At 55.6% G+C, this 22,790-nt stretch carries 17 protein-coding genes; 12 read left to right on the top strand and 5 right to left on the bottom strand.

What is annotated here, in order from left to right; translation table 11 throughout:
- Nucleotides 1–75 precede the first annotated feature (75 nt).
- The 3 genes from Pan189_RS09370 to Pan189_RS09360 all read right to left on the bottom strand — a co-directional run bounded on the left by Pan189_RS09370 (nucleotide 76) and on the right by Pan189_RS09360 (nucleotide 4,713).
- Nucleotides 76–417 (bottom strand): STAS domain-containing protein, encoded by a 342-nt coding sequence (locus Pan189_RS09370; RefSeq protein ID WP_145363660.1) that lies wholly within the window; start codon nucleotides 415–417, stop codon nucleotides 76–78.
- 163 nt (nucleotides 418–580) lie between these two features.
- Nucleotides 581–1,501: an ATP-binding response regulator gene (locus tag Pan189_RS09365; RefSeq protein ID WP_145363659.1), complete on the bottom strand. Its 921-nt coding sequence runs from the start codon at nucleotides 1,499–1,501 to the stop codon at nucleotides 581–583.
- Nucleotides 1,498–4,713 (bottom strand): hybrid sensor histidine kinase/response regulator, encoded by a 3,216-nt coding sequence (locus tag Pan189_RS09360; RefSeq protein WP_145363658.1) that lies wholly within the window; start codon nucleotides 4,711–4,713, stop codon nucleotides 1,498–1,500. The genes Pan189_RS09365 and Pan189_RS09360 overlap by 4 nt, the downstream gene beginning before the upstream one ends.
- A gap of 510 nt (nucleotides 4,714–5,223) precedes the next feature.
- Here Pan189_RS09360 and Pan189_RS09355 point away from each other — a divergent pair.
- The 9 genes from Pan189_RS09355 (at nucleotide 5,224) to Pan189_RS09315 (ending at nucleotide 17,599) form a co-directional block, all read left to right on the top strand.
- Nucleotides 5,224–5,811 carry a sigma-70 family RNA polymerase sigma factor gene (locus Pan189_RS09355; protein WP_145363657.1) on the top strand — a complete coding sequence of 196 codons (588 nt, stop codon included), beginning with the start codon at nucleotides 5,224–5,226 and terminating at the stop codon, nucleotides 5,809–5,811.
- Nucleotides 5,808–7,178 (top strand): FecR family protein, encoded by a 1,371-nt coding sequence (locus Pan189_RS09350; RefSeq protein ID WP_145363656.1) that lies wholly within the window; start codon nucleotides 5,808–5,810, stop codon nucleotides 7,176–7,178. The genes Pan189_RS09355 and Pan189_RS09350 overlap by 4 nt, the downstream gene beginning before the upstream one ends.
- A 67-nt stretch (nucleotides 7,179–7,245) precedes the next feature.
- On the top strand, nucleotides 7,246–8,292 hold the full coding sequence (locus Pan189_RS09345) for a DUF1559 domain-containing protein (protein ID WP_145363655.1): 1,047 nt from the start codon (nucleotides 7,246–7,248) through the stop codon (nucleotides 8,290–8,292).
- A 122-nt stretch (nucleotides 8,293–8,414) separates the two neighbouring features.
- Nucleotides 8,415–9,398 carry a DUF1559 domain-containing protein gene (locus Pan189_RS09340; RefSeq protein ID WP_145363654.1) on the top strand — a complete coding sequence of 328 codons (984 nt, stop codon included), beginning with the start codon at nucleotides 8,415–8,417 and terminating at the stop codon, nucleotides 9,396–9,398.
- Between the two features lie 140 nt (nucleotides 9,399–9,538).
- Nucleotides 9,539–10,543, top strand: a complete 1,005-nt coding sequence (locus Pan189_RS09335) for a DUF1559 domain-containing protein (RefSeq protein ID WP_145363653.1) — start codon at nucleotides 9,539–9,541, stop codon at nucleotides 10,541–10,543.
- Nucleotides 10,544–10,641: 98 nt separating this feature from the next.
- Nucleotides 10,642–11,715 (top strand): DUF1559 domain-containing protein, encoded by a 1,074-nt coding sequence (locus Pan189_RS09330; protein WP_310821288.1) that lies wholly within the window; start codon nucleotides 10,642–10,644, stop codon nucleotides 11,713–11,715.
- A 101-nt stretch (nucleotides 11,716–11,816) separates the two neighbouring features.
- Complete coding sequence (locus tag Pan189_RS09325) at nucleotides 11,817–12,890, top strand: DUF1559 domain-containing protein (RefSeq protein ID WP_145363652.1); 1,074 nt, start codon at nucleotides 11,817–11,819, stop codon at nucleotides 12,888–12,890.
- A gap of 96 nt (nucleotides 12,891–12,986) precedes the next feature.
- Nucleotides 12,987–14,468: a DUF1552 domain-containing protein gene (locus Pan189_RS09320; protein WP_145363651.1), complete on the top strand. Its 1,482-nt coding sequence runs from the start codon at nucleotides 12,987–12,989 to the stop codon at nucleotides 14,466–14,468.
- Between the two features lie 62 nt (nucleotides 14,469–14,530).
- Nucleotides 14,531–17,599: a DUF1592 domain-containing protein gene (locus Pan189_RS09315; protein ID WP_145363650.1), complete on the top strand. Its 3,069-nt coding sequence runs from the start codon at nucleotides 14,531–14,533 to the stop codon at nucleotides 17,597–17,599.
- Nucleotides 17,600–17,831: 232 nt separating this feature from the next.
- Here Pan189_RS09315 and Pan189_RS09310 read toward each other — a convergent pair whose 3' ends face one another.
- A complete protein-coding gene (locus Pan189_RS09310; RefSeq protein WP_310821287.1) occupies nucleotides 17,832–18,992 on the bottom strand; it encodes a serine hydrolase domain-containing protein in 1,161 nt (386 codons plus the stop codon).
- Between the two features lie 576 nt (nucleotides 18,993–19,568).
- Here Pan189_RS09310 and Pan189_RS21325 point away from each other — a divergent pair.
- The 3 genes from Pan189_RS21325 (at nucleotide 19,569) to rpsT (ending at nucleotide 21,301) form a co-directional block, all read left to right on the top strand.
- The gene (locus Pan189_RS21325) at nucleotides 19,569–19,910 is read left to right on the top strand and encodes a hypothetical protein (protein ID WP_310821285.1); all 342 of its coding nucleotides are present in this window, start codon (nucleotides 19,569–19,571) and stop codon (nucleotides 19,908–19,910) included.
- A 104-nt stretch (nucleotides 19,911–20,014) separates the two neighbouring features.
- The gene (locus tag Pan189_RS09300; protein WP_145363648.1) at nucleotides 20,015–20,836 is read left to right on the top strand and encodes a purine-nucleoside phosphorylase; all 822 of its coding nucleotides are present in this window, start codon (nucleotides 20,015–20,017) and stop codon (nucleotides 20,834–20,836) included.
- A gap of 201 nt (nucleotides 20,837–21,037) precedes the next feature.
- Nucleotides 21,038–21,301 (top strand): 30S ribosomal protein S20, encoded by a 264-nt coding sequence (gene rpsT, locus Pan189_RS09295; RefSeq protein WP_145363647.1) that lies wholly within the window; start codon nucleotides 21,038–21,040, stop codon nucleotides 21,299–21,301.
- Nucleotides 21,302–21,455: 154 nt separating this feature from the next.
- Here rpsT and Pan189_RS09290 read toward each other — a convergent pair whose 3' ends face one another.
- Nucleotides 21,456–22,619, bottom strand: a complete 1,164-nt coding sequence (locus tag Pan189_RS09290) for a DUF1559 family PulG-like putative transporter (protein ID WP_310821284.1) — start codon at nucleotides 22,617–22,619, stop codon at nucleotides 21,456–21,458.
- Nucleotides 22,620–22,790: the final 171 nt, after the last annotated feature.

Raw genomic sequence — 22,790 nt, 5'->3', positions numbered from 1 at the left:
CGGCTTTGTCCCAATATCGCCGCAAATTCATCATACGATTTTGCACTGCGCGCCAGGAACAAGCCGCAGAAACAATTATCGCTCGACGCGAATAATGCTATCGATTTTCGTGACTGCGAGCACATCCGTAACTTCCCGCGAGGGCCGACGAATAGCGACGTCGTATCCGCGGTTACGGTAAAGGATGAGCAAGCCGAACACGTCGCTTGGCAACATCGCGACATTTTCGAGATCGAAGACAAGCGTTTTGATCGCATGTCGTTTCACCAATTGTTCCAGTTTGTCAGCAATCTCGCCGGCATCCGTTTCGTGCGGAGAGCGAACATCACCGAAGCTGACAACAGCCGTGTCACCCTCAATCTCACAGTGAAGTTGATCCCAACCGGAATCTTTGCCGGCCTTGCGATTTACCTTCATATCCCGGCTTTCATTCTGGCTCGAAGCAATGACTACTGACCGGAGCGACTTTGCAGGCTTCGTGTCGACCATGCACCGTCGCGAAATCAAACAGCGACTTTAAACATCTAAAATGTGCAATCGCGAACATAAGGCGGCCTTCACGGCTTTAAGCCGACTCCACCTATGCTAACACGGGCTGGGGTGTTGCCGATCCTTGATGCTGTGGCGAAAGGTGTTTGATCATCGTAACTTCATTTCCCCTGTCATTAAAATCGACGCTGTCCATGAATGCCCTCATTAAGAACACGCCTCGGCCATGCGGCCGATCGAAAAATTCGGGATCCGTCGGATTCGGAAGTTCGCCTACGTGAAAGCCGGGGCCATCGTCGGAAACGACAAATCCAATGCATTCCTCTTCGATAAACATGCGAAAATGAATCCGCCGCCCTTGATACGCGGGGTCGGTGAGGCGCTCTTTCGCAAGATCTTCGTATTGGTGCCCGTCCTGCTCTCGCAAACTCGAGTCCAATTCCAAGTTCCCATGATAATAGGCATTCTGAAGAGCCTCCAGAACTGCACTGGTCACACGGACGCGGTCGGACTCATCGAGGACCGCAAGATCATCGAGCATTGCCCTCAAATGACCGACCAGTACCGAAATTAAGCTTGCATCATTTTCCAGGTCGAATGAAAGCGACTCAAGGTGCCGCAACAGAAGCCGTTCATTGTCGGCGGTCGCCGCGGTCGCCAGTACACGACGCACCGTCGGGACCAAATCGTGCGACATGATCCGTTTCGGCACATAGCTGGCCGCGCCGCGTGAAATTGCTTCGATCGCAATTTCCTCACTCCCTTTCCCTGTGAGCAAAATGACGGGTAGCTGCGGGAATTCTTCTTTTATTAACGTAACGAGTTCAAGGCCGTCGATTTGTGGCATCTGCAAATCTGTGACGACGAGGTCCGGTGACCAGTCTTTAATAACATCAAGAGCGTCAGCTCCATCAGACGCAGTCCGAGATTCAAAATCGTCTTCGGCAGCAAGTAATCCTTCGACGAGGCGTCGATCTGCTTTAACGTCGTCGACTACAAGAATTCGTGTCATGATGGGGCTCCCTGTTGGGCCTTAAGAAAGCTAAGAATTTCGCTCTCGAGCTCTTGACGCATTGGCTGCCAGTCGACCGAGAGCCCTGCGGATGTTTCGCAATCACCGTCTCGTCCGGAAGTCTCAAGACGCTCCAGAAATTCAATGACTTCGCCGGTCCCGAGCGTCCGGAACATGCCTTTTAACGCGTGGGCCGCCTGCGCGACGCCGGCCCCGTCCTTCGCGTCCACTGCGACTTTCAGTTGTTCGCTGTAGACCGGGCTTTCTTCAATTGTCGCTTCGAGGACGCTCGCGAGCAGAGCGTGATTGCCCCCAACCATCGCCAGCGCACTGTCCCAATCAACCTTATGTTCTACGGCTGAAGTGTCTGCGGAAGAGTCGCCCGACTGCAGGTCTTCAGACTTGTCGGTTTCATCGATTGTCACAAGCGGACGAAGCGCTGCGAGAAGCTCGGTTCGACGAATCGGTTTTGCCACGTAATCATCCGCGCCGGCAGCCAGACATGCCTCGCGGTCGCCTTTTAAGGCGTGGGCCGTCATGGCAATCACCGGCAAATGTGCCGTCGAGCCGGCCTCCTTCTTCCTTAGAGCGCGGGTCGCTTGAAGACCATCCATGACCGGCATGTTAATGTCCATCAGCACGACATCAAAGTTTTGCGTTTCGAGTCGGTCGAGAGCCACACGTCCGTTCTCGGCCACTTCAACTTCGTGTCCCCAGTTCGTCAACAATCCCACAGCAAGCCGCTGATTTGCAACGACATCTTCTGCCAACAAAATTTTTAGTGGCGGAATGTCGCGCGCATTGTCTTCTTCGGCTTGATCTTGTTCGGTGTGGGGCGATGAAGCTACTTCTTGCCTGAAAATATTCGAAATCGCCTGAAGCAGTTCCGATTGCTTGACAGGCTTCGTGAAGTTGGCCGATACGTCCAGTTCCCGGCATTTCTCGGCTTCTCCTGTTCGGTGAGCCGAGGTCAGCAGCATGATTCTTAAATCGCTTAACTGCAGTTCGTTTCGTACTGCGGCAATCAAGTCGAGTCCGTCCATCTTCGGCATTTGCAAATCTGAAATCAGCAGTTGCGGCGATTCGGGTTTGCCTTGATCCTTACTTAATAACTCGAGAGCCTCACTCGCACTTGATGCCGTTGTCACGATCAGGCGGGCCGTCGAGAGCATTTCTTCGAGAATGCGTCGATTCGTTTCGTTATCATCGACCACCAGCACCGTTAAACCCGGTGGCGGCAGAGTTGCCGATTTACGAGTGACCTTTGATCGCTCCGGCGCGGGCAATGCGGGCAAGCGAATACAAAAGTAAAACCGACTGCCTTTCTTCGGTTTGCTCTCGACCCAAATGCGACCTTTCATCAGGTCGACCAATCGGGCGGAGATCGACAACCCCAATCCGGTTCCGCCGTATTGGCGTGTCGTTGACATATCTGCTTGATTGAATGCTTCAAAAATTGAAGCTTGTTTTTGAAGAGGAATGCCTATTCCCGTGTCCCGAACAAGAAATTCTAATTCATCGCTCGCATCGCCGGGGCGAACATCGACGACGACCTCTCCGTCTTCGGTAAACTTAATTGCGTTGCCGACAAGATTTACGATCACTTGCCGAACACGAGATGGATCGCCACGGCGCTCATCGACAACATCGGGCGGAACGTGCCAAGCCAATTCCAGCCCTTTGGTGTGGGCCCGAAGCGAGAGTGTTTTCAATGCATCGCCGACGACTTCCCGCAGAGAGAATGGAACTTCTTCAAGTTCGATTTGCCCGGCTTCGATCTTGGAAAAGTCGAGAATCTCATTGATAATCACCAGCAACGACTCGGCCGATTCGGCAAGCGTTGTGAGGTAGTCGCGCTGCGTGGCATCAAGATCGGTATCTAGCACGAGCTCGGCCATGCCGATGACGGCGTTCATCGGCGTTCGGATCTCGTGGCTCATCGTCGCCAAAAAATCGCTCTTGGCCCGATTCGCGGCTTCTGCATCTTCTTTCGCTTGGAGCATTTCAATTTCGAGTCGATGGCGATCAGTCACGTCCCAAAAAATTGCCTGCGTACCCACAATATCGCCGGTGGCGTCGGTCACAGGGGTCTTAATGACTTCGAAGTAACTGAAGTCGCCACTGTGCTCATTTTCTTCCACGTCATGTAAATGTTCGCCGGTCGATCGAACATGTTCATCGTCTTGGCGATACTTTTGCGCCAGTTCCTGTGGGAAAAAATCGAAATCGTCGCGACCGACAATTTCATCGCGATCAAGCCCGAGCAATTCACAGAAGGTCGAATTGATATATGTAAACCGCCCTTGACAATCTTTCCGAATCAAATTCGCCGGCAGATTATCAACGAGAGATTCATAGAGTTGCTGCTGACTTTGCAGCTCGTGCTCGAACTGCTTTCGAGCCGTGATCTCGCGAAGAAGCTCTTCATTTTTCTCGGAGAGTTCCGTCGAACGCTCGGCAATGCGATCGCTAAGCTCTTTGTGTTCACCGGCGAAGCGAACGGAGAGTTCGTTGATAGACTGCTGAAGCGGAACAAACGGAAACGGCGTATGACGGGTGTCGGCTTCGACAATATCCCCCGCCCTTAAATTTCGCACTCGCTCGCTGAGCTGCTGAGCAGGAATCGCGACCGGTTTCGTCAAATTTGTGTAGGTCAGTGCAACGACGATAAAGATGATCGTCGCGACAATTCCACCGATGAATAACAGCGAACGAAGAGACTGAAACAACTCAGCAGCATCGTGTTGAATTAAAAGCAGTAGAGGCTCATCTTTCGGTGAGGCCAAATATATCGATACCTTATGAACGGCCAATGAGCGTCCATCCTCGACCCTATTTTCCAATTGAACTTCTGATCCGCCGATGCCTGAGACCGACGATGAGGATGCTGAACTTTCAAGTTCATCGGACTCGGGATACTCGAGTGTGACTGCGACGATTGAGGAACGGTCTCGGAGCGAGCTGAGCGATTCGGTGACGTCGACCACTCCGCCTACTTGTGGTCTTTGCAGGTCCCCGCGGCTCAACGATTCTCGAATCGTCGCTGCCGCATTGAAACTTGACTCACCTACCCGCGTCCGCAGTTCGTCGTACTGAAACCGATATTGGATCGCAACGAGGGCCACGACGGCGAGCGAAATAGCGGCCGCAATCGAGAGGGCGACAATCGCATTGCGTGAGATCGACTGGACGGCCCGGCCTGGAACGGACATCAGTACATCCTTCCGGTGTCTCCGATTCGGGAATCCGCTTCGCTATCGCAGTTTGCTTGGCAGAGTCTCCGTTCGTCAACGCGAAAGCACATAAGCACCCTTGAATGTATTGTGCCTGCGTCGCACCGGGGAAGCAATCCAAAAACTAGCGATGAAGCGTCTGCCACCACGGTTCGATTGTTTGACGCTTCGATAAGGGCCACGAAAGAAGTGATCTCTAGATCAATTCTGAATCGAATCCCCGATGAAGCTGTCCGGTCAGCAGAAAAACTCAACTTTCTGCAAGCGCAATTCGAACTCGACACAAAACACGCAAACAACTTCAAGCAAATGACTTACGTACTCAACGCATTGCATACAGGTAGTTCCACCTATGATTTGGTGAAGATTCCGAGAAGATTTGAGAGATAACGGCGACAGGTTTCGTCGTCTCAAAGCAATACCTACTGATGCGTCAAGTGCTGCGAGCCTGAGTTCCTTGCTCGGCGCAACCCTTTCTCCATGTAACAGATGATCAAATCATCGGGCATGATCGTGCCTTCCAACGAACGTCCGGAAGCCGGAGTGTCAGCTCGGGAAGACACGGTTCACGAGGAGTTTCTGTCGATGCTCCAGCGGTCGTACCACGCGATCTATGGGTGCGTCGTCACTTTGGTTCCAGACCGCAACGATGCCGAGGATGTGATGCAGGAAACTGTCATCGTCCTGTGGCGGAAGTTCGACGAATACGATCGGAGCCGCCCTTTCGTCCAGTGGGCGAACGGTGTTGCTTACAACACAGCTCGCTCATTCCTTCGGCGGGAAAACTACCGTCGCGGCGGGGTCGCACTGAGCGACGGACTGCTCCGTCAGCTGTCGCGCGTCAGAACCTCCTGCAACGAATTGTTGGAGTTGCGTCAGGAACGACTTCGCAAGTGCTTGTCACTGCTGCCCGAAGAGGACCGAGAACTGGTCCTTGTTTGTTACCGCGATGAAGTCACGATCGCGCAGATTGCCGCCGAACGGCAAACCTCGCCGAACGCCCTGTACCAAAAACTTGGCCGCATTCGTCAGCGATTGTTCGAGTGCATCGACCGCAAGATGAAAGGGACGGCTTGAACGCCGCAACGGCCGAATACGATTCCGCCCAGAACGAACTGCTGATGCTCGCCAATTCGGCTTGCAGCGGACAGATGTCGCAAGAAGGTGCTGCGCGGCTGGAAGAGTTGTTGACTGACAATCTCTCGCTGCAGCAGCGATACGTCGAGTTCCTCGACATCCATTCGCAATTGCGGGCTTTGGCACACGCGGACCATGTCGCTGACCAGATATCATCCGCACTGCAACAACCTGCCCGCATTCGGAAGCCGCGGTTGCGAAGGTCTCGCACGTGGTACATCGCAATCGCTTCCGTCGCGGTCCCGGTTGCGATTCTGATCACGACCGCCTGCTTTATGGTCAGTCAAATCGACCACCGGGCCATCGTGTTAGATCGCTCACGCGAGGTTGAATGGGGCTCCGCTTCGGTCAGCACGGGGGAGCGGATCAACCCGGGTCGGGAATTTGAGATCGTGAAAGGTTTCGTTGAACTCGAATTCCACCGCGGCACCCGCGCGATTCTACGAGGGCCGGGACGATATCGCATGGAGGGTGCGCGAGAATTGTCGATACTCAGCGGTTCGGCACTGTGTCGTGTTCCGGCGCCGGCCGTCGGATTCACCGTCCGCACACCCGATGGGAGAATCGTCGACCTCGGAACGGAGTTTCTTACCGAAGTTCATCCAGACGCCGGAACGACGCTTCTCGTTCGCGCAGGCAAAGCAGAAATCGGCTTCAATTCGCCCGGCGGAACCGAAGGCTGGTCGATGTTGGTGCAGGAGGGTGAATCAGCAAGGTGCGTGATCGCTGAAAAGACCGTCAGTGCCGTCCCTTATTCGACCGATCGATTCCACTGGTACGCGGAACGAACCAGAGCCGTGAAAGCAACGACCGGCGCGGTTCGCTTTGTCGAGACGCCCACCGGCAACCCCTACGATGGTCGCTTCACGAGCGGTGATGAGGCCGTCGTCATTCCCGAGCGGCTCGGGGTCACGCTTGAAGATGATCTTCTCATTTCAACCTCAAACGGTGAGACCGTCATCCCGGCCGGCACCAAAGTAGACAGTTACCTGGTCACCTGCCACCCCGGCGAAACTGCCGCGAGCGTCAGCGCGACCATTCAGTTTCGCTGGCCGCTGCTGGCAATTCTCTATCAGGCCGATGCATTGGACCGGACGGACGACCTGTTCGCCGTGCCTTACCTTCAACAATCGCGTATTCCGCAGCCCGGCAAAGCCGACCGTGGTGCTGAAGAACTAGAAGACACCATTGCCGATATCGACTTCGCAAGCGGGCTGGTCCCGTTTTCACTTCAAGTGCCGCCTCAAGGCGTGGACCAATTCCGGGTCCTCATGGCAGGACGCGGTGCATCTCTAGACTCGAACTAGGCATCTTCGCCGAACGCAAATTCACTTCTTAGTAAATCCAAGCTCACTTCTCGACCGGAGGAAATCAATGAATCGACGATCAATAACGAGAACGAAAAACGGCCGGAGCGGCTTTACGCTCATTGAATTGCTGGTCGTGATTGCGATCATCGCGATCTTAATTGCCCTGCTACTCCCCGCCGTCCAGCAGGCCCGCGAAGCGGCGCGGCGGAGCCAGTGCAAAAATAACTTGAAGCAAATCGGGTTGGCGTTGGCGAATTACCACAGCGTCAACAGGATCCTTCCGCCGGGAGCCATCAACGCTGGGACCTCGCCAGAGTATGGAGCGAGTTCTTGCGGGTACGGAGCGACCGTCGCCAGCTATAGTCAGCCCCAAGCTTACTCAGAAGTCCGTAATTTCACGGCCCATTTAATGCTGTTGCCTTTCATCGACCAAGCTGCTCTTTATGACTCAATCGACTTCGATCTTCCGGTCAACGGTGTCGCGGGAGACTGCTCCGCGCCAGCGGTGCCGTTTCAGGCAGCGCTGCAAAACCGCTATCTCCCGATCTTTGCCTGCCCTTCAGACCCAGTCAGGCGACTCGTAATCGACAGCGTCAACAACCCTCCCAGTTGGATGGGTGGACATGTCGCAGACAACTTTTATGGAACCTCATACGCGGCGTCTTCGGGTCGTGTCGACAACGACGACCGTGAGCTCTACTGGGGATATGCCGACACTTACTTCAAGAACGATGTGGTCAGGCTTGGTGTGTTCGGGGTCAACGGGGCCGCGCGGATCCGGGATATTACGGACGGTACGAGCAATACGTATGCTTTCGCCGAAACACAGATTCAGAAAAACAATACCAATTCACAGTTTGAAGAAGGGCACTTTTCCACCGCGTTCTGGGCAGCTTACTCTGGTGGTTACTTTGCACACTCAAACGGCGGAATTAACACCTTTGATGGCAACGGTCGGCTCTCCGCGCAAGAAATCGGCAGTTACCATGCGGGGGGCGCGAACATGGTGTTTGTGGACGGTCACGTACAGTTCTTGAACGAGAACATCGACTTGGTACTGTTCCAAAACCTGAGTGCGATTCGCGATGGCAATCCGGTCGGAAAGTTCTAGCAGATGATGCGGCGTTGCGGGCGGAAAATCGACTTGCGAACAGTCCTATTTCTCCCCTCGGCTTCGCTTTGGCTCATCCAGCGACTAACATATCAACACACACACATCTCAGGGGAAGTCCGATGAAGCACAGCACCTCAAGGGCCAGCACACCGCGGCCACGCGGTTTCACTTTGATTGAGCTATTGGTGGTCATCGCGATCATCGCGATTTTGATCGCACTGTTACTCCCGGCGGTCCAACAGGCGCGTGAAGCGGCTCGACGATCAACCTGTCAGAACAATCTGAAGCAAATTGGAATCGCGCTTCATAATTATCACGATAACTTTTCGATGCTGCCGTTCGGGCTGATGTCCGGCAGCAATCCCCAGTCTAGTTCCGGAACCCATAACGGCGTATGGACATGGGCCAGCTATCTACTGCCGTACATGGATCAGAGTAGCGTTTATGAAGCGATGCAGGTTGGTAACCGCCAACCTTTTCCACCTGCGACCACAGGTGTTTATGCAACTCCCGTGGCAACTTTCATCTGTCCGAGCGATCGGAAAGATCGAACGTTTACTGTCCGTGGCGAGGATGTGGCCAAGTCGAATTACGTTGGAGCATTCTTGTCGTGCAGCCGAACCGACAGTGCCTGGTGGAATCCGCTGCTGTGGAGTAGCAGCGCTACCGGATATCCAAGGACGGCGACAATCAAGCCGACCCTGCTGACATTCCAAGGAATGTTTCAGCGGGATGTCAACGTTGATTTTAGCGCCGTTGAAGATGGCCTGAGCAACACGATTGCCGTCGGCGAAAGAGCCACGGAAAACGGTCGCGGTTATCTATATGCGACAGAAAGCGCGAGTCCGCGAGACAACGATGGCGCGGCGGGGGCATTGGCGAGCGGGGGTACGCCCATCAACGACTGGGATTGCACAACCGACGATCGCTGCGGCAACCGAATTTTCAGTAGTCGGCATGCCGGCGGAGCTCACTTTCTGATTGGCGACGGGGCGGTCGTATTTCTCAACGAGAACATCGATCACTCCTGCGCAACCAGCAGTGCGGGCATTTTCCAACGGCTGATCCATCGCCGGGACAGAGAAACTGTCGGCAAGTTTTAAGCCTAACCTCTACGTCGGATTCTCACTTACCATCTCATCTCACGGGACTTTGCAACTATGCACGAACTCTCGCCGCATAGCGTAACACAACCGGTTGCGGCGTTGGCGGGGTCTTTCTCGTTGCCTATCGAGGTTATGTCATGTCACCGAAAGTCACTTTGAGCCGTCGATCGGGTTTCACCCTGATCGAACTGTTGGTGGTGATCGCGATTATTGCGATCTTGATCGCACTACTTCTTCCCGCCGTTCAGCAGGCGCGTGAATCGGCTCGGCGAAGTCAGTGCCAGAATAATCTAAAGCAGATCGGGATCGCACTCCACAATTACCATGACGGCAATCGGCGACTGCCGTTCGGAATTCAGTCCGGATCGACTCCCAAGATCGAGGCGGGAACCAACGATACTTACCCCGGCGGCTGGACCTGGGCAAGCTTTTTGTTGCCCTATGTCGACCAAGGTGCCCTCTATGAAGAATTAAAGGTCGGTGATCAAGATCCGTTTCCCAGTGCTGCAACGCTGATGCAAACACCGTTGAGGTTATTTGCGTGTCCCAGCGATGGGAAAATGACCCGGTTGTCGACCATAAGCGAGCTGTACAACTTCGGTTACTCAAGTAACAGAATTCAGGTGGCGAAGTCGAACTATGTGGCCGCCTACCTCGCGAACGGCGCGACACATTCATCATGGTGGAATCCGCTCGGGATGAATGCCGGTTTCCCTGCCAGCCCATCGACAACCGATGTCGATTCCTTCCACGGCCTGTTCGGTCGCGACGTCACCGTGCGACTTCGTGACGTGACTGACGGTCTGAGCAATACAATTGCGATTGGGGAGCGTGAATCGCGTCATCATCAGGGCGGCTATCTTTACGCGATCCGAGTCGCAACCCATCAGCGAGGATACGATGCACCGGGGGCACTGGGATCAGGAGGGAATCCGATTAACTGCAAGCGTAGCGGGACATGTGCCGGCTATGGTGATGTCCGAACGTTTTCCAGCCAGCATCGCGGCGGAGCACAATTCCTCTTGGCCGACGGCTCGGTTCACTTCCTGAGTGAAAATATCGACTGGAACGGCTCCACCAGCAACGCCGTATTCCAGCAACTCATTAATCGGCGCGACGGACAGACTGTCGGAAAGTTCTAACAGTTGGCATTGACCTCTGATCCATTTCTCACCAACCAGTGGAACTAACTTCACGTCGACGATTTCACGTCACATCCAATTCTGGAGATCGCTTAATCATGCTTGTTCAAATGCGAAAAGTCGAAGCCCCGTTCCGATCGTCACGCAACGGTTTCACGCTCATTGAGTTGCTGGTCGTCATTGCGATCATTGCAATTCTGATTGCACTGCTTTTGCCGGCGGTGCAACAGGCCCGCGAAGCCGCGCGGCGCACCTCGTGCAAAAATAATTTAAAACAAATCGGCATCGCGATGCACAACTATCACGATATCTTCAATGTGCTCCCGTCGATGTACACTCACGAAACCAGCCTCGACGGCAACGGCGTCTGGTCGTGGTCCGCATCGATTCTGCCATACCTTGACCAACAGAACCTTTACAACCTTTTTCAGGTCGGCGATCAATCGGTCCGGCAAGCTCTAGGTGATGCGGCGGTACGTGCAGCTATAAACAACCGCATTGGCGTGTTCCGATGCCCGTCGGACATCGGGCCGACTTTACACGAAGACACTGCAGCACAAGTTGACGCAGCGAGCGGTAGCGACATTGGCGTCGTAACCAATTACGTCGCGATGAATAGCGCAGGCCACGTTCGGAATGTTCGATCTCCCAACGATGATTACTACGGCAATCCGGGCGGATGCCAGTCTTATAATGCCGGTGCGACGGGTATTTTTTACGGCGGAAGTTATCTCCCGCTAGCCGACATTTTCGACGGCACCAGTAATACCGTCCTCGTCGGTGAACGCGGATGGTTTGCCGGCCCTACGCTGGACGAGTCTGCAATGGCCGGAAGCCTGTTCTTCACCAAAGCTCGCAATGAAGGTCCTTATGCCGAACGAGATTCTGGATGGTGGGCACAATACCAGTCTGGAGGCGCGTTCTACATTGGTGCAGGAACTTGGCGTTCGATCAATCATCCGATCAGCGACCTCTCTAGTCGCGGTTACCCTTGGGGTGCTCGAGAAACACTCAGCAGCCATCACACCGGTGGTGTGCAGGTCGTAATGGCGGATGGCGCCGTTCGCTTCATTAGTGAAAATATTGAACACGACTACTCCGGCTGTCGAGTCGATAGCATTCTCGAAGCACTTGTCAGCAACGCCGACGAAATTCCGGTCGGTAATTTCTAATCGTAGATCGGTGTGAATCATCGATGACACTTGCTTCAGTTCCGTGTGGCATTTGATTGACCTGCATCGACTTTCAAAAAACCTCGTTATCAGGAGTTTCAATGTTCCTAATACCTCGTTTGCGGCTTTCCGAGCCCTTCGCGAAACGTGGTTTCACATTGATCGAATTGCTGGTCGTGATTGCGATTATTGCAATTTTAATCGCCCTACTGCTCCCGGCTGTTCAACAAGCCAGAGAGGCGGCCAGGCGAAGTTCGTGCCAGAACAATCTCAAGCAGATCGGGATTGCGATGCACACGTATCACGACACGTATTCGATGCTGCCGGCGCCATACACTCATGACACGACGCTCTCCGACAACGAAGGGCACTGGGCTTGGAGCGCCTCAATCCTGCCCTTTCTGGATCAGCAAAATCTCTACGAACTCCTCAACGTAAGTAACGGCAAGGCTTCCGACGCCATTTCGAATGCGGCAGTCCGCGATGCCGTGTCGCAGCGACTTTCCGTTTTTCGATGCCCTTCGGACATTGGCCCGACACTGCATGAAGATGCAGGACCTCAGATCGTCGACGCGACCGGCAACAACCCGATCGGCGTCGTCACGAATTACGTCGTGATGAACGGCACCGACTACCCGCGACGGCGAGAGTCTGACTTCGATAAAAACCGACGTCGGTCCGATGGGTGGAATGGAACCGGCGGCGCGACCGGTTTATTTTTCCGGGATAGCTACATGCCGTTATCCGACATTTTCGACGGAACAAGTAATACGATCATCGGCGGTGAGCGAGGTTGGTTCCGGGGCGACACAATCGCCGAGACCGTCATGGCCGGAGACCTCTACTTCGTTCGTGATTACAACGGCGGAGGCCCCTGTGCCGTTCGAGAAGGTTCGAACTCCGTTTCGACCGTTCTTGGACAAGGCATGGTCTACATCACCGCCGGCATGTGGTATCCGATCAATCATCGAACCGATGATCTAGAAGGTACGGTGCCCCGTGCCAGATTCGTTCTCAGCAGCCACCATACTGGCGGCGCCAACGTCGTCCTCGCTGACGGTTCTGTGAGATTTATCGGGGAGAACATCGACCATAATTATGCGTCACACCCGATCGACAGCGTGATGGAGGCTCTCGTCGGCAACGCGGATGAAATTGTGATCGGAAAATTTTGATCGTTGAACAGAGTCCGGGTGGGAGAATTCTTTTCTCTCGCCCGGGTTTATTTGTTAGAATGAAGCCTGCAACCTGTCCCACCCAAGAGTAATATCATGCCCCGCCAACAACTTTCCCGCCGAACGATTCTCCGTGGTGCCGGTGCCGCGGTGGCCCTGCCGTTTCTGGATGCCATGCTTCCGCGGACCGCCTCCGCGCAGGCAGCGTCGGCCGGTCGGCCGATCCGCAGCATCTTTCTCGGAACCGAGGGCGGCGTGTGGACCGGTAAGGATGGTTTCTTCCCTTATAAGACCGACCAAGATGTCGAGCGGGCTAAGCAGTGGGGCAAGAATGAAATTCTGCCCGGCGGTTTCGTTGCCGATACGGGGAAGGACTTCAAGCTGACTCAGACGCTCGAGCCGCTGGCCGATCACCGTGAGCAACTCTTAATCTTGAGCGGCTTGCGACATAAGCACGACAGCATCGGCAACAGCGTGGTCAACGCACACGGCCAGGATCTCGGAACACTCCTGACGGGAACGAACATCAGCGGCACGCCCGGGGTGTCGCTGCGAAACGGTCAGTCGGCTGATCAATACATGGCCGAACGGATCGGTCGACGAACTCGATATTCATCTCTCGAACTCGCGGTCGGCAAGAGTAGTTATAACACCCGTGAGGCCAGCACACAGGGCTTAATGGGCTTCCTCAGTTACGACGCCGAAGGAAATGCCCTGCCGGTCGAGGCCAACCCTGAAGCTTTATTCGACCGACTGTTCACCGGCGGTTCGGCCGAGGATCGCACGAAACGCGAGTTGGACCGAACTCGACGAGCCAGCATTCTCGATACCGTCTTGGATGATCTAAGTGGCCTTGATAAAGCGGTCTCGAAGAAAGACCGTCGCAAGCTCGATGAGTACGGAAATTCAATCCGTGAGCTGGAGCGGCGAATCGAGAAGCAACGCGAGTGGGAAGAGATTCCTATTAACTTGCCCTCCGACGCCATGAAGCCGAGCGGTTACGAGGGCTATGCGACGAACGCGGGTGACGGGTCGGGCCGCGTTGAGCAAATGCGTTTGATGCTCGACATTTTGGCACTCGCCATGCAGACCGATGTCACTCGAATCGCGACACTGCGACTGGGCGGCTACTTCGGCACGTTCAAGTTCCTCGGCTTTCCCGAGAACCCGCACAACGGCTACGCCCATAATGCTTGGAAAGATTCGGGCGGGGCGCAGGCGATTGATCGGCTGCACGTTGAGCAACTTGCCTACCTGCTCGATAAATTGTCCGGAATGACGGAGGCCGATGGCAGCAGCGTGCTGGATAACAGCATGATCTTCTACGGGGCCGGTTTGACGAACGGGGCCCGGCCGACTCGCGGGCATGACAAGAGCATTTCGCACGATCCGCATGGTCAGGTCAACACCCCGGTCTTGATTGCGGGTGGAGCTGGTGGGCGACTGCAAACCGGGCGGCACGTCAACTTCGACGACGGCACGCCGTTGACGAACCTGTTCACCACGATGATGGAGGTCATGGACCTCCCCGACCAGCAATTTTCGGACAGCACGGGCACCCTGAACGGTCTGGGCTGATCCGTCGATGAATTCCTTCCCGACTACTGATCCCTCCGAGTCTCTACAAGAGTTGCGACGCAATGTCGACGATGACTTTCAAACCGTTTCGAATCGCGTGTAACGAGTGCGGTGCGAAACTCTCGATTAAGAAGCCGAGCCTTGTCGGTCGCAAGGTCGCGTGTCCGAAGTGCGAGTCGTCTTTGCGTATCGTTGCGCCAAAGGCCGACGCCCCTCCGGTCAGGCTAGAGAAGCCTAAGCAGGAAGCGCCGAAACTTCGGCAGCGCAGTCGACCGCAGCGAAGTAACGATGCCGCCCCGGCCCGAGAGGTTCGGGCGAAGCAAGTGTCGCCTTCGCTCCCGGCACGATCCGATCGGACCAAACGTCGTGGATCGAAGGGTAAGTCTGCGGCGAACAAAAGGCAGAGCAAAGGACTCTTCATTGGAATCGCTGCCGCGTTCGGTTTGCTGATTGCCGTCGGCGCGGCAATCGGAGGAGTCGCGCTGTTCGGCGGTGGTGGTGATGCTTCCAACCAGCCCCTTGTTGCCGACACGTCAACTCAGCAGCCGACAGCGATCGATCTCGATGCTTCGGACTCAGCCGGCACATCGACCGTTTCACCGAGCGGAAGCGATGGAAATCAGCCCACTTTAACACCGGCAACACCTCCAGTAACGCAGGTCGCCGCCGCTCCCCGCGAACCGATTAATTCTGTTCCGGCCGGTCAGTTCGACAATCAAGTCATTCCGGTTTCCCATCAGCCGGACGAGGTGGTCGACGACTCGAGCCCGCGGCGGTTCGTGTCGCAATTCTGCACCGATTGCCACACCGGTGATGATCCAGACGGCAGTTTCTCCGTCGCGGAATTACTTCAAGCCGGGTCGCTCTCACGGCGACCATCGGATTGGATTCCGATTCTCGAGCGGCTCGAATCGCGCGATATGCCGCCGGCCGATTCGGGCGTCTCGATTCCCACGTTGGAACAGTACACACAGCAAAGTGAGGAATTGCATTCACTTATCGCAGAGGCGAGCGGAAATACCGGTCGTTGGACACGGCGTTTAAATCGCGTGGAGTACGTCAATACGATTCGCGATCTATTGCATCTTCCGGAGTACGATGTCGGAGACTCCTTCCCGGACGACCTCGGTATCGATGGATTTAAGACGATTGTTGAAGCGCAATCTTTGGCACCGGCGCTGTTGGAAAAATACTTGGAATCGGCTGAAGAAGCGCTCGCCTACGCGATTGTCGATGAGCCGGAGCCGGACCAATTTAAGTACCGCTATTTCCCACTCCACCGCGGCCATACGGGAAAACCTGATACGATTCCAGACTCGCCGCTGCATGTGAAAGAGTATTTTCTTAAAATTCGAAAGAAGAAAACGCCCCCGAAAGGAAGCGAGCCGCCCGAAGATGTCAGGCTGCTGAGTGTGGGCTACCGTCAAGCGGGTCCTCCGAAGAAGGCCGGCGGCTGGTCTATGGTTCAAGAAGGCAAAGGGCCGGGCAACCTGTTCTTTGTCTCCCCGCCTTCGGACGACGGAACGAACCGGGTGAAGGCCCCCTTCACCAACGAATTGCAATACGGTCGTTATCGAATTCGCGTGAAAGCTCAAGCCCTGGCAGTGGATGGGAAAGGCAACGACCTGCCCAAAGACAAGATGCTCGACGGCGTGGCCCTCGCGTTTGTCCACACCGGCGAAGTCGCGCATCAAGTACCAATTCCACTCGATGCTCAACCGCAATGGTATGAGTATGAGTTTCCGGCAACTTTCAAGAAGCCGAGCATTGGGGTGGGAGCGATTTCTCGAGCGATCGGAAGGAAGTGGAATTCTCCGACCGTCGCGCCCAGCGTGATGATCACGGAGGTTGAAGTCGAAGGACCACTTTACGATCAATGGCCGCCGATCAGCCATCGCGCCATTTTCGGCCAGAACGACAACACTCCGGCCGACGTCGTACTGCGAGATTTTGCCTCGCGTGCGTTCCGTCGACCGGCGACTTCAGAGGAAGTCACGACCTACGTTAATCTCTACCAGTCTCAAAAAGATCTCGGGCTGAGTGAGAAAGAAGCGTTAACTGCCGCTTTGCAGGCAATTCTCATTTCCCCCAAGTTCTTATTTCTTGTTGAAGAGTCCCGACCCGACAAGTCACTGGACAACTACGAGCTCGCGTCGCGGCTCTCTTACTTCTTGTGGAGTACGATGCCGGATGACGAGCTGATTGCAGCCGCCGATCGGGGCGAATTAACGTCGAGTAATGGTCTGAGAACTCAGGTCGATCGAATGCTGGCCGATCCGAGGTCAGAAGCCCTCGTGGAGAATTTTGCCGCTCAGTGGCTCGGTTATCACCGTCTTCAGGATTTGACTCCCGATCCGAAACTCTTCCCCGAGTGGGATAAAAAACTACCGGTTTCGATGAAGCAGGAATTGCAGTACTTGGTTCGTCACGTCATTGAAAATAATGAGCCGGTAACGACCTTCCTGACTGCAGACTTCGCCTTCATTGATCAACGATTGGCAATTCATTACGGAATTGACGGCGTTGAAGGTCAGGAGTTCCGAAAGGTCAGCCTCGATAAGGTTCCCGAGCGCGGCGGACTGGCGACCACAGCGGCGGTACTTGCCTTGGGGTCGAACCCGACACGGACGTCCCCAATTAAACGGGGCGTATTCATCGTCGAAAAGCTCTTCAATCGACCACCGCCGAATCCACCGGCCAACGTGCCGCCGCTCGACGAGGAGGCCGTGACAAAGGACCCGACGAGTGTTCGCGAGCAACTTGCCGCCCACAGCACGAACCCGACGTGTGCGGCCTGTCATCGCAAAATCGATTACTGGGGCCTGCCTTTAGAATCGTTTGACGCGCTTGGCAAGAAGCGCGATGCGGGTAATCTCGATCTAACGGCGGACCTCCCCGACGGTCGAGTCATCGACGGGCCAAACGGCATCCGCAGCGAACTTCAAAGGCGCGAACGAGACTTCGTACAAGGTCTTGCCGAGAAATTGATGATGTACGGGATCGGACGCACGCTGTCGCTCAATGATCGCACTCGGATCGAAGATATCGTCAATGCGGCGGCAGCGGACGAATACCGCTTCGGAACCATCGTCAAAGAAATCGTGACATCCGAATCGTTCACGAAGCATTAGAAGCGATTTTAACACCAGCCAGAGGCGCAAGCCGATGGTCGATCAACCAGCGATTTTCCCGACGGCTGGCGCCTCGGGCTTGTACGCTGGGTGATTTTAAACCGCTTCTAGACGACGTTGAGTCGGAGTTCGACCGAGTTTGATCGGGTGCTCTACGGAAGCGCTCGTATTGTTCGAACATTAAGTTGAAGTCGAATCGGTCGCTGCCCGTTGCCGCAGGGCGGTGGCGAACTCAACGCAGTGCAGCCGCGGCATCGAGAAATTCTCCTCGCAAGTCAGCGCTATCGACCGGCATGCTCTTACGCTGCATGAGCAAGATATAGATTCGGCCTCGTTGCGGATCGACGGTTCCGTGGGTGCCCAGTGCGCCGCCGTGACCGTACGAACCGACGGAAAGCGATCGCGTGACTCCCTGCGGCTCGCGGATGACGCACCAGCCCAGTCCCCAACCGCAACCGGGGGTGAAACCGGTTGTGATCTCGCCGGTCCTCAGCGACGTCATCAGTGCCACCGATTTCTCCGACAGATACCGGCGGCCGTCCCACTCGCCGCCGTTTAAGATCATTGCATAGAAGCGATGCAAGTCCGCAGCCGAGCAAACGAGCCCGGCCGAAGGGTTGGCCGCGCGATTCGGCTCTTCTTTCCAAATCCAATACTCCGCCGGCTCCAGTTCGCCGGACGCGTTTCGACCATATAACTCGGCCATCCGGTCACGCTGCGCTTGGGTCGGAAAAAACGTGGCATCTTTCATTTGCAGCGGAACGAAAAGGCGATCCTTAAGAAAATTTTCGAACGGCTGCTCCGCGACTATCTCAACGATCCGACCCGCGACGGTAATTCCGGGACTGTAATTCCATTTGGTGCCGGGCTCGAACAGCAGCGGCCGCTGCGCAATCACTTGAGCAGTCTTCTCCAAGGTTTCTTCCGTCCGCTGATCTCCCCCTAGCCCGGAGGTGTGCGTTAGAAGGTGGCGGACCGTCATGACGTTGTCGGGCGTTGATCCATCTTTGAGCCGCATCTTCCCGAATTCCGGAATGTAGTCGGAGACTGGATCGTCGAGCGAAAGCCGACCTTCGTCGACGAGCATCATGACGGCCGTCGATGCGATCGGCTTCGTCATTGAGGCGATCGCGAATAAAGCGTCTGTCGCCAGCGGCTCTTCCGCACTAATTCCGGCTCGACCGGCCGAAGAGAGGTGGATCACGTCGGCGCCGTCGGCGACGAGAGCGACCATCCCAACGGCTTCGCCTTCTGCGATGGCATCACTCAATACGGCTTCGATCGAAGCTTCGGCTTCCGTTCTGACCGCAGAGCCTGAGTCCGCGACTGAGATCGCCGCGATACTGACCGAGGCGACGCAGGCCGTCAGAGCAATTCTGATTCGATGATGCATTAGAGTTCTCGTTGGGACGAATGAATGCGGCAGGGTTCGCTCCGAGCTGCCAATTTCTTTGATGATCATCGAATGGCTGCGGCCCCCGCAATCAAGCACTCGGGAATTAGGAGGAAATCGAGCCCGGTTGACCTGAATTGACCCCAAGTTCGATTTCAGTCGCTCTTCGAGCAGTGAAACCAGCCATTTGTCTTCGACATTCGGTCGATCCACACGTTGGCATCCCGGCTCGGAGGCAGAGACTGAAAAAAATTGAATTTTCGAGGATCAGAATGGCCCGCGCAACATAGCAGCAACTTCTTAGGAGGAGCCCTCAATATCCGATGGAAAACGGGACGAAAACGCCGTTGTGATCGCAAGCATTTTCGCGAGAAGTCAAATTTTCCGTGGGGAGTTCGAAAGGTTGCTTGACATGGAAAATCGTGTCCGCTATCGAGTGCGTCTCTGATCGCAGACACATGCAAGAACGTGAGTTGCGTCAAATGAAATCAAACGGTTGAAATGCCCGTTCGAATCGTTTCTGCGACTTGTTTTATGGAATTGACTGCCCCGAACGAGAGGATCGCAGCTGTGAGTATGGCCATTGCAACGCGCGATGTAATTAGCCGTCCGTACCAGACCGACATGCTGACTGGTACGATTGCGGTCGAAGACGAGGTCGATATGCTCCGATCATCGCCCTTTCTGACATCGCCCTATCTGATCGACGATGAAGACGATTTCGACTCGTTCGACGACGACGATGATGATGAGGACGACGACCTCGACGAGGAATTCGAGGACGATGAGGACGACGAATTCGACGACGACGAAGACGATTTCGACGACGATGAAGACGAAGAATTCGAAGACGATCTCGACGACGACCTCGATGACGATGACGACGATGATGATTTCGACGACGACTTCGACGACTGACGCCGACGCCCGGAATCAGTATTGCCCCAGCGGTAACTCCTGATTCGGCGACGACTACGGCGTTCACAGTTACTGCCGACAGGTGCTATTCGCAGGTTGATTCAATGGACGGTCTCCGTCAGCAGATCGAGGAGGCCGTTGGCTTTCTTCGCAAGTCGTACTCAGAGACGCCCCGCATCGGGATGATTCTCGGAACCGGGCTCGGTGATCTCGCAGAGCAGATCGAGACGGTCGCCGAAGTGCCGTATGCGGACATCCCTCACTTCCCGACCTCGACGGTCGAGTCACACCGCGGCCAACTGGCCTGTGGGACGCTCGGCGGGGTCCCGGTCGTCGCGATGGAGGGCCGGTTCCATTACTACGAAGGCTACTCGCTCAGCGAAGTCACCTTTCCGGTTCGCGTCATGCAGGCGCTCGGCGCCGAGATATTGATCGTCACCAATGCCGCCGGCGGGATGAATCCGCTCTACGAACTCGCCGACATCGTGCTCGTCGAGGATCACATCAACCTGATGCCCGACAACCCGCTTCGTGGCGTCAACGACGACAGCCTCGGGCCGCGGTTCCCCGATATGAGCGAGCCGTATGATTACGAACTGCTTTCCAAAGCAGTCACGACGGCCCGCCGGACCGGGACCCCCTTTCAAAAAGGGGTCTTCGTCGCCGTGCCCGGCCCGAATCTCGAAACGCGGGCCGAATATCGAATGCTGCGGAATATGGGGGCGGATCTCGTCGGGATGTCGACCGTCCCCGAAGTGATCGTCGCCGCCCATGCCGGTATGAAAGTGTTGACCTGCTCGGTTATTACCGACATCTGCCTGCCCGATGCCTTGGAGCCGGTGGCGATCGAGAAGATCCTCGAAGTCGCCGCGGAGGGCGGCCAACGGCTGTCACACCTGCTCGCCGAACTGATCCCCACACTCTGATCTCATCGAGGCACTTGGTGCCTGTGCGGCCGAAGACGGCACTCTCGCCGCGTCCGGCGTGAGAGTCACAAGATCAGCGAAATCGGGTTCGCTGACCCGCCACAGGCTGGAAGCGGTGCCGCAACCACACTACACTAATTGGCTCACCCTCAAGAGGGTGCGTACGTTTTGATCGTCACCTGATATTCGATTTCGAAACTAATGCCGAATTCCACCAGCGCTAAACAGGCCCTTCGCAAGAGCAAGAAACGCCGCATCGCCAACCGAGCGAAGCGCTCGGCCCTGCGGTCGACGCTGAAGAAGGCCCGCGCCGCGGCTGAAACCGGCCAGGCGAGCGAAGAGATCAGCGCCGCCTACAAGTCACTCGACAAAGCGGCCGCGAAGAACCTGATCCACAAGAACACAGCCGCCCGGCTAAAGAGCCGACTCGTCGCCGCCGCAAAGAAAGCCGCCGCAGGCGAGTAAGTGCTGCAATGTGATTCGCAATTGCCCAAAGCCCACGGGTCCCACCCCGTGGGTCTTTTCATGCGCTCACCTCAAATCGATCAGCGCAAAAAAATGGCGCGGCCCGAGAGCCACGCCATTCTTGTTCTCTGAGATCAGCAAGACTGATCCACTCCTAGAACTCACTCGCGTCAAGCGGGGTCTGACCGTAGAGCGATCCACCGCTGGAAAGCAGCTTGAGGTAGACTTCGCGACCAATCGTGTTCGAGAGATTCGACGCACGACCATCGACGAATGCGACATTGCAGGTACCGCTATGGTTGGACGACGGTCGCGGTACTCGAATCACATCAGTTCCCGACGCATCGGCTGAACGGTTCGGAAGATCGATGTCACGCGCGGTGTAAGAGCCGGAGGTCACGTTATTGGGGAATCCCTCGGCACTGACATCAACTGCCGCGCCAAACACCAATTCAATCGCCGGTCCCATGAGCCAGTCTGCCCGTGAGTCGTCATTTTCCGTCAGCAAGAGCGTCTGACTGATACCATCGCCGAGACCAATCGAGTCAAGATTCTGACGAACGCGGCCCGATGGTGAAATCGGTTCGAAATGGGACGCTCCCGACCGAATAGAGACCTGAGCATCCGGGGTTCCGGTAATTCCCCACACATAGGACTCACCATCCGGCCGGTGCTGGGCCATGTTGCCGTGTGCATCGCTCACCGGCCAATTTGAATCGGCAGCCATAGCGCCATCGAAATTGATGTATCCGATGTTCATCACATAGCTGGACCCACGGTCTTGATTAAAGTTGTTCAAGTCCTCAGGGCAGGCAAAGACTTTGACGAAGACATCCAAATTATCTGCGTAAAGAGCCGTGACATCTGCATCTGCCGGCTCGACATCAGTGTCAGCGCTGAACAGATCAAAATCACTAACTTCCGCAGAAGTGGGAGTAGTCAAACTAGCTGCCGTCGCCCCGGTACCAGCCCCACCCGCCGCTTCGTTCGCAGCGATCTGTCGATCCAAGCCTGGCTCATCCAACGCCGTGAGGACTTGGCGACACCAAGAAGCATCGACCGAGCCGCCTGCACCGGTTTGTGAAAAATCAGTGGCGACCGCATACGGAATCTTCCCACCATTGGTCGAGGTCACGTTTGCGACGGCCAAGGCGAGGTTCTTCACGTTGTTCAAACACTCCAGTCGGCGAGCGGCCCGGCGGGCGCTTTGGACCGCGGGTGCGATCAGTGACACGAGCACGGCGATGATCGAAATCACCACCAGTAGCTCAATCAGCGTAAATCCCTTGCGGGCCTGTCTTTGACGGAAGTTGCGCATCGGCATTCCTTTCGGTGTAGTTGATACCCGTGGTGACATGCAGCTTGGTTCCCTGAGGACGGCCCGCCCAAAGGTTGGAACCTGAACGTACAAAATGACTGCTGTGTCGAATGGATGCCCGCCCCTCGGAACACCCAGTTATTCTCAGATACGTAGATTCTAACCGATCTC

This window comes from Stratiformator vulcanicus, from assembly GCF_007744515.1.
Classification (GTDB): Bacteria; Planctomycetota; Planctomycetia; order Planctomycetales; family Planctomycetaceae; genus Stratiformator; species Stratiformator vulcanicus.
This window is presented reverse-complemented; position numbering and strand designations above follow the sequence as displayed.

What these genes read in the sequence shown, in the direction of transcription:
- Pan189_RS09290 (WP_310821284.1), bottom strand. Translation starts at nt 22,619, where the DNA reads ATGCGCAACTTCCGTCAAAGACAGGCCCGCAAGGGATTTACGCTGATT.
- Pan189_RS09365 (WP_145363659.1), bottom strand. Translation starts at nt 1,501, where the DNA reads ATGACACGAATTCTTGTAGTCGACGACGTTAAAGCAGATCGACGCCTC.
- Pan189_RS09345 (WP_145363655.1), top strand. Translation starts at nt 7,246, where the DNA reads ATGAATCGACGATCAATAACGAGAACGAAAAACGGCCGGAGCGGCTTT.
- Pan189_RS09310 (WP_310821287.1), bottom strand. Translation starts at nt 18,992, where the DNA reads ATGCATCATCGAATCAGAATTGCTCTGACGGCCTGCGTCGCCTCGGTC.
- Pan189_RS09315 (WP_145363650.1), top strand. Translation starts at nt 14,531, where the DNA reads ATGTCGACGATGACTTTCAAACCGTTTCGAATCGCGTGTAACGAGTGC.
- Pan189_RS09335 (WP_145363653.1), top strand. Translation starts at nt 9,539, where the DNA reads ATGTCACCGAAAGTCACTTTGAGCCGTCGATCGGGTTTCACCCTGATC.
- Pan189_RS09330 (WP_310821288.1), top strand. Translation starts at nt 10,642, where the DNA reads ATGCTTGTTCAAATGCGAAAAGTCGAAGCCCCGTTCCGATCGTCACGC.
- Pan189_RS09325 (WP_145363652.1), top strand. Translation starts at nt 11,817, where the DNA reads ATGTTCCTAATACCTCGTTTGCGGCTTTCCGAGCCCTTCGCGAAACGT.
- rpsT (WP_145363647.1), top strand. Translation starts at nt 21,038, where the DNA reads ATGCCGAATTCCACCAGCGCTAAACAGGCCCTTCGCAAGAGCAAGAAA.
- Pan189_RS09360 (WP_145363658.1), bottom strand. Translation starts at nt 4,713, where the DNA reads ATGTCCGTTCCAGGCCGGGCCGTCCAGTCGATCTCACGCAATGCGATT.
- Pan189_RS09340 (WP_145363654.1), top strand. Translation starts at nt 8,415, where the DNA reads ATGAAGCACAGCACCTCAAGGGCCAGCACACCGCGGCCACGCGGTTTC.
- Pan189_RS09300 (WP_145363648.1), top strand. Translation starts at nt 20,015, where the DNA reads ATGGACGGTCTCCGTCAGCAGATCGAGGAGGCCGTTGGCTTTCTTCGC.
- Pan189_RS21325 (WP_310821285.1), top strand. Translation starts at nt 19,569, where the DNA reads ATGGCCATTGCAACGCGCGATGTAATTAGCCGTCCGTACCAGACCGAC.
- Pan189_RS09370 (WP_145363660.1), bottom strand. Translation starts at nt 417, where the DNA reads ATGAAGGTAAATCGCAAGGCCGGCAAAGATTCCGGTTGGGATCAACTT.
- Pan189_RS09320 (WP_145363651.1), top strand. Translation starts at nt 12,987, where the DNA reads ATGCCCCGCCAACAACTTTCCCGCCGAACGATTCTCCGTGGTGCCGGT.
- Pan189_RS09355 (WP_145363657.1), top strand. Translation starts at nt 5,224, where the DNA reads ATGATCAAATCATCGGGCATGATCGTGCCTTCCAACGAACGTCCGGAA.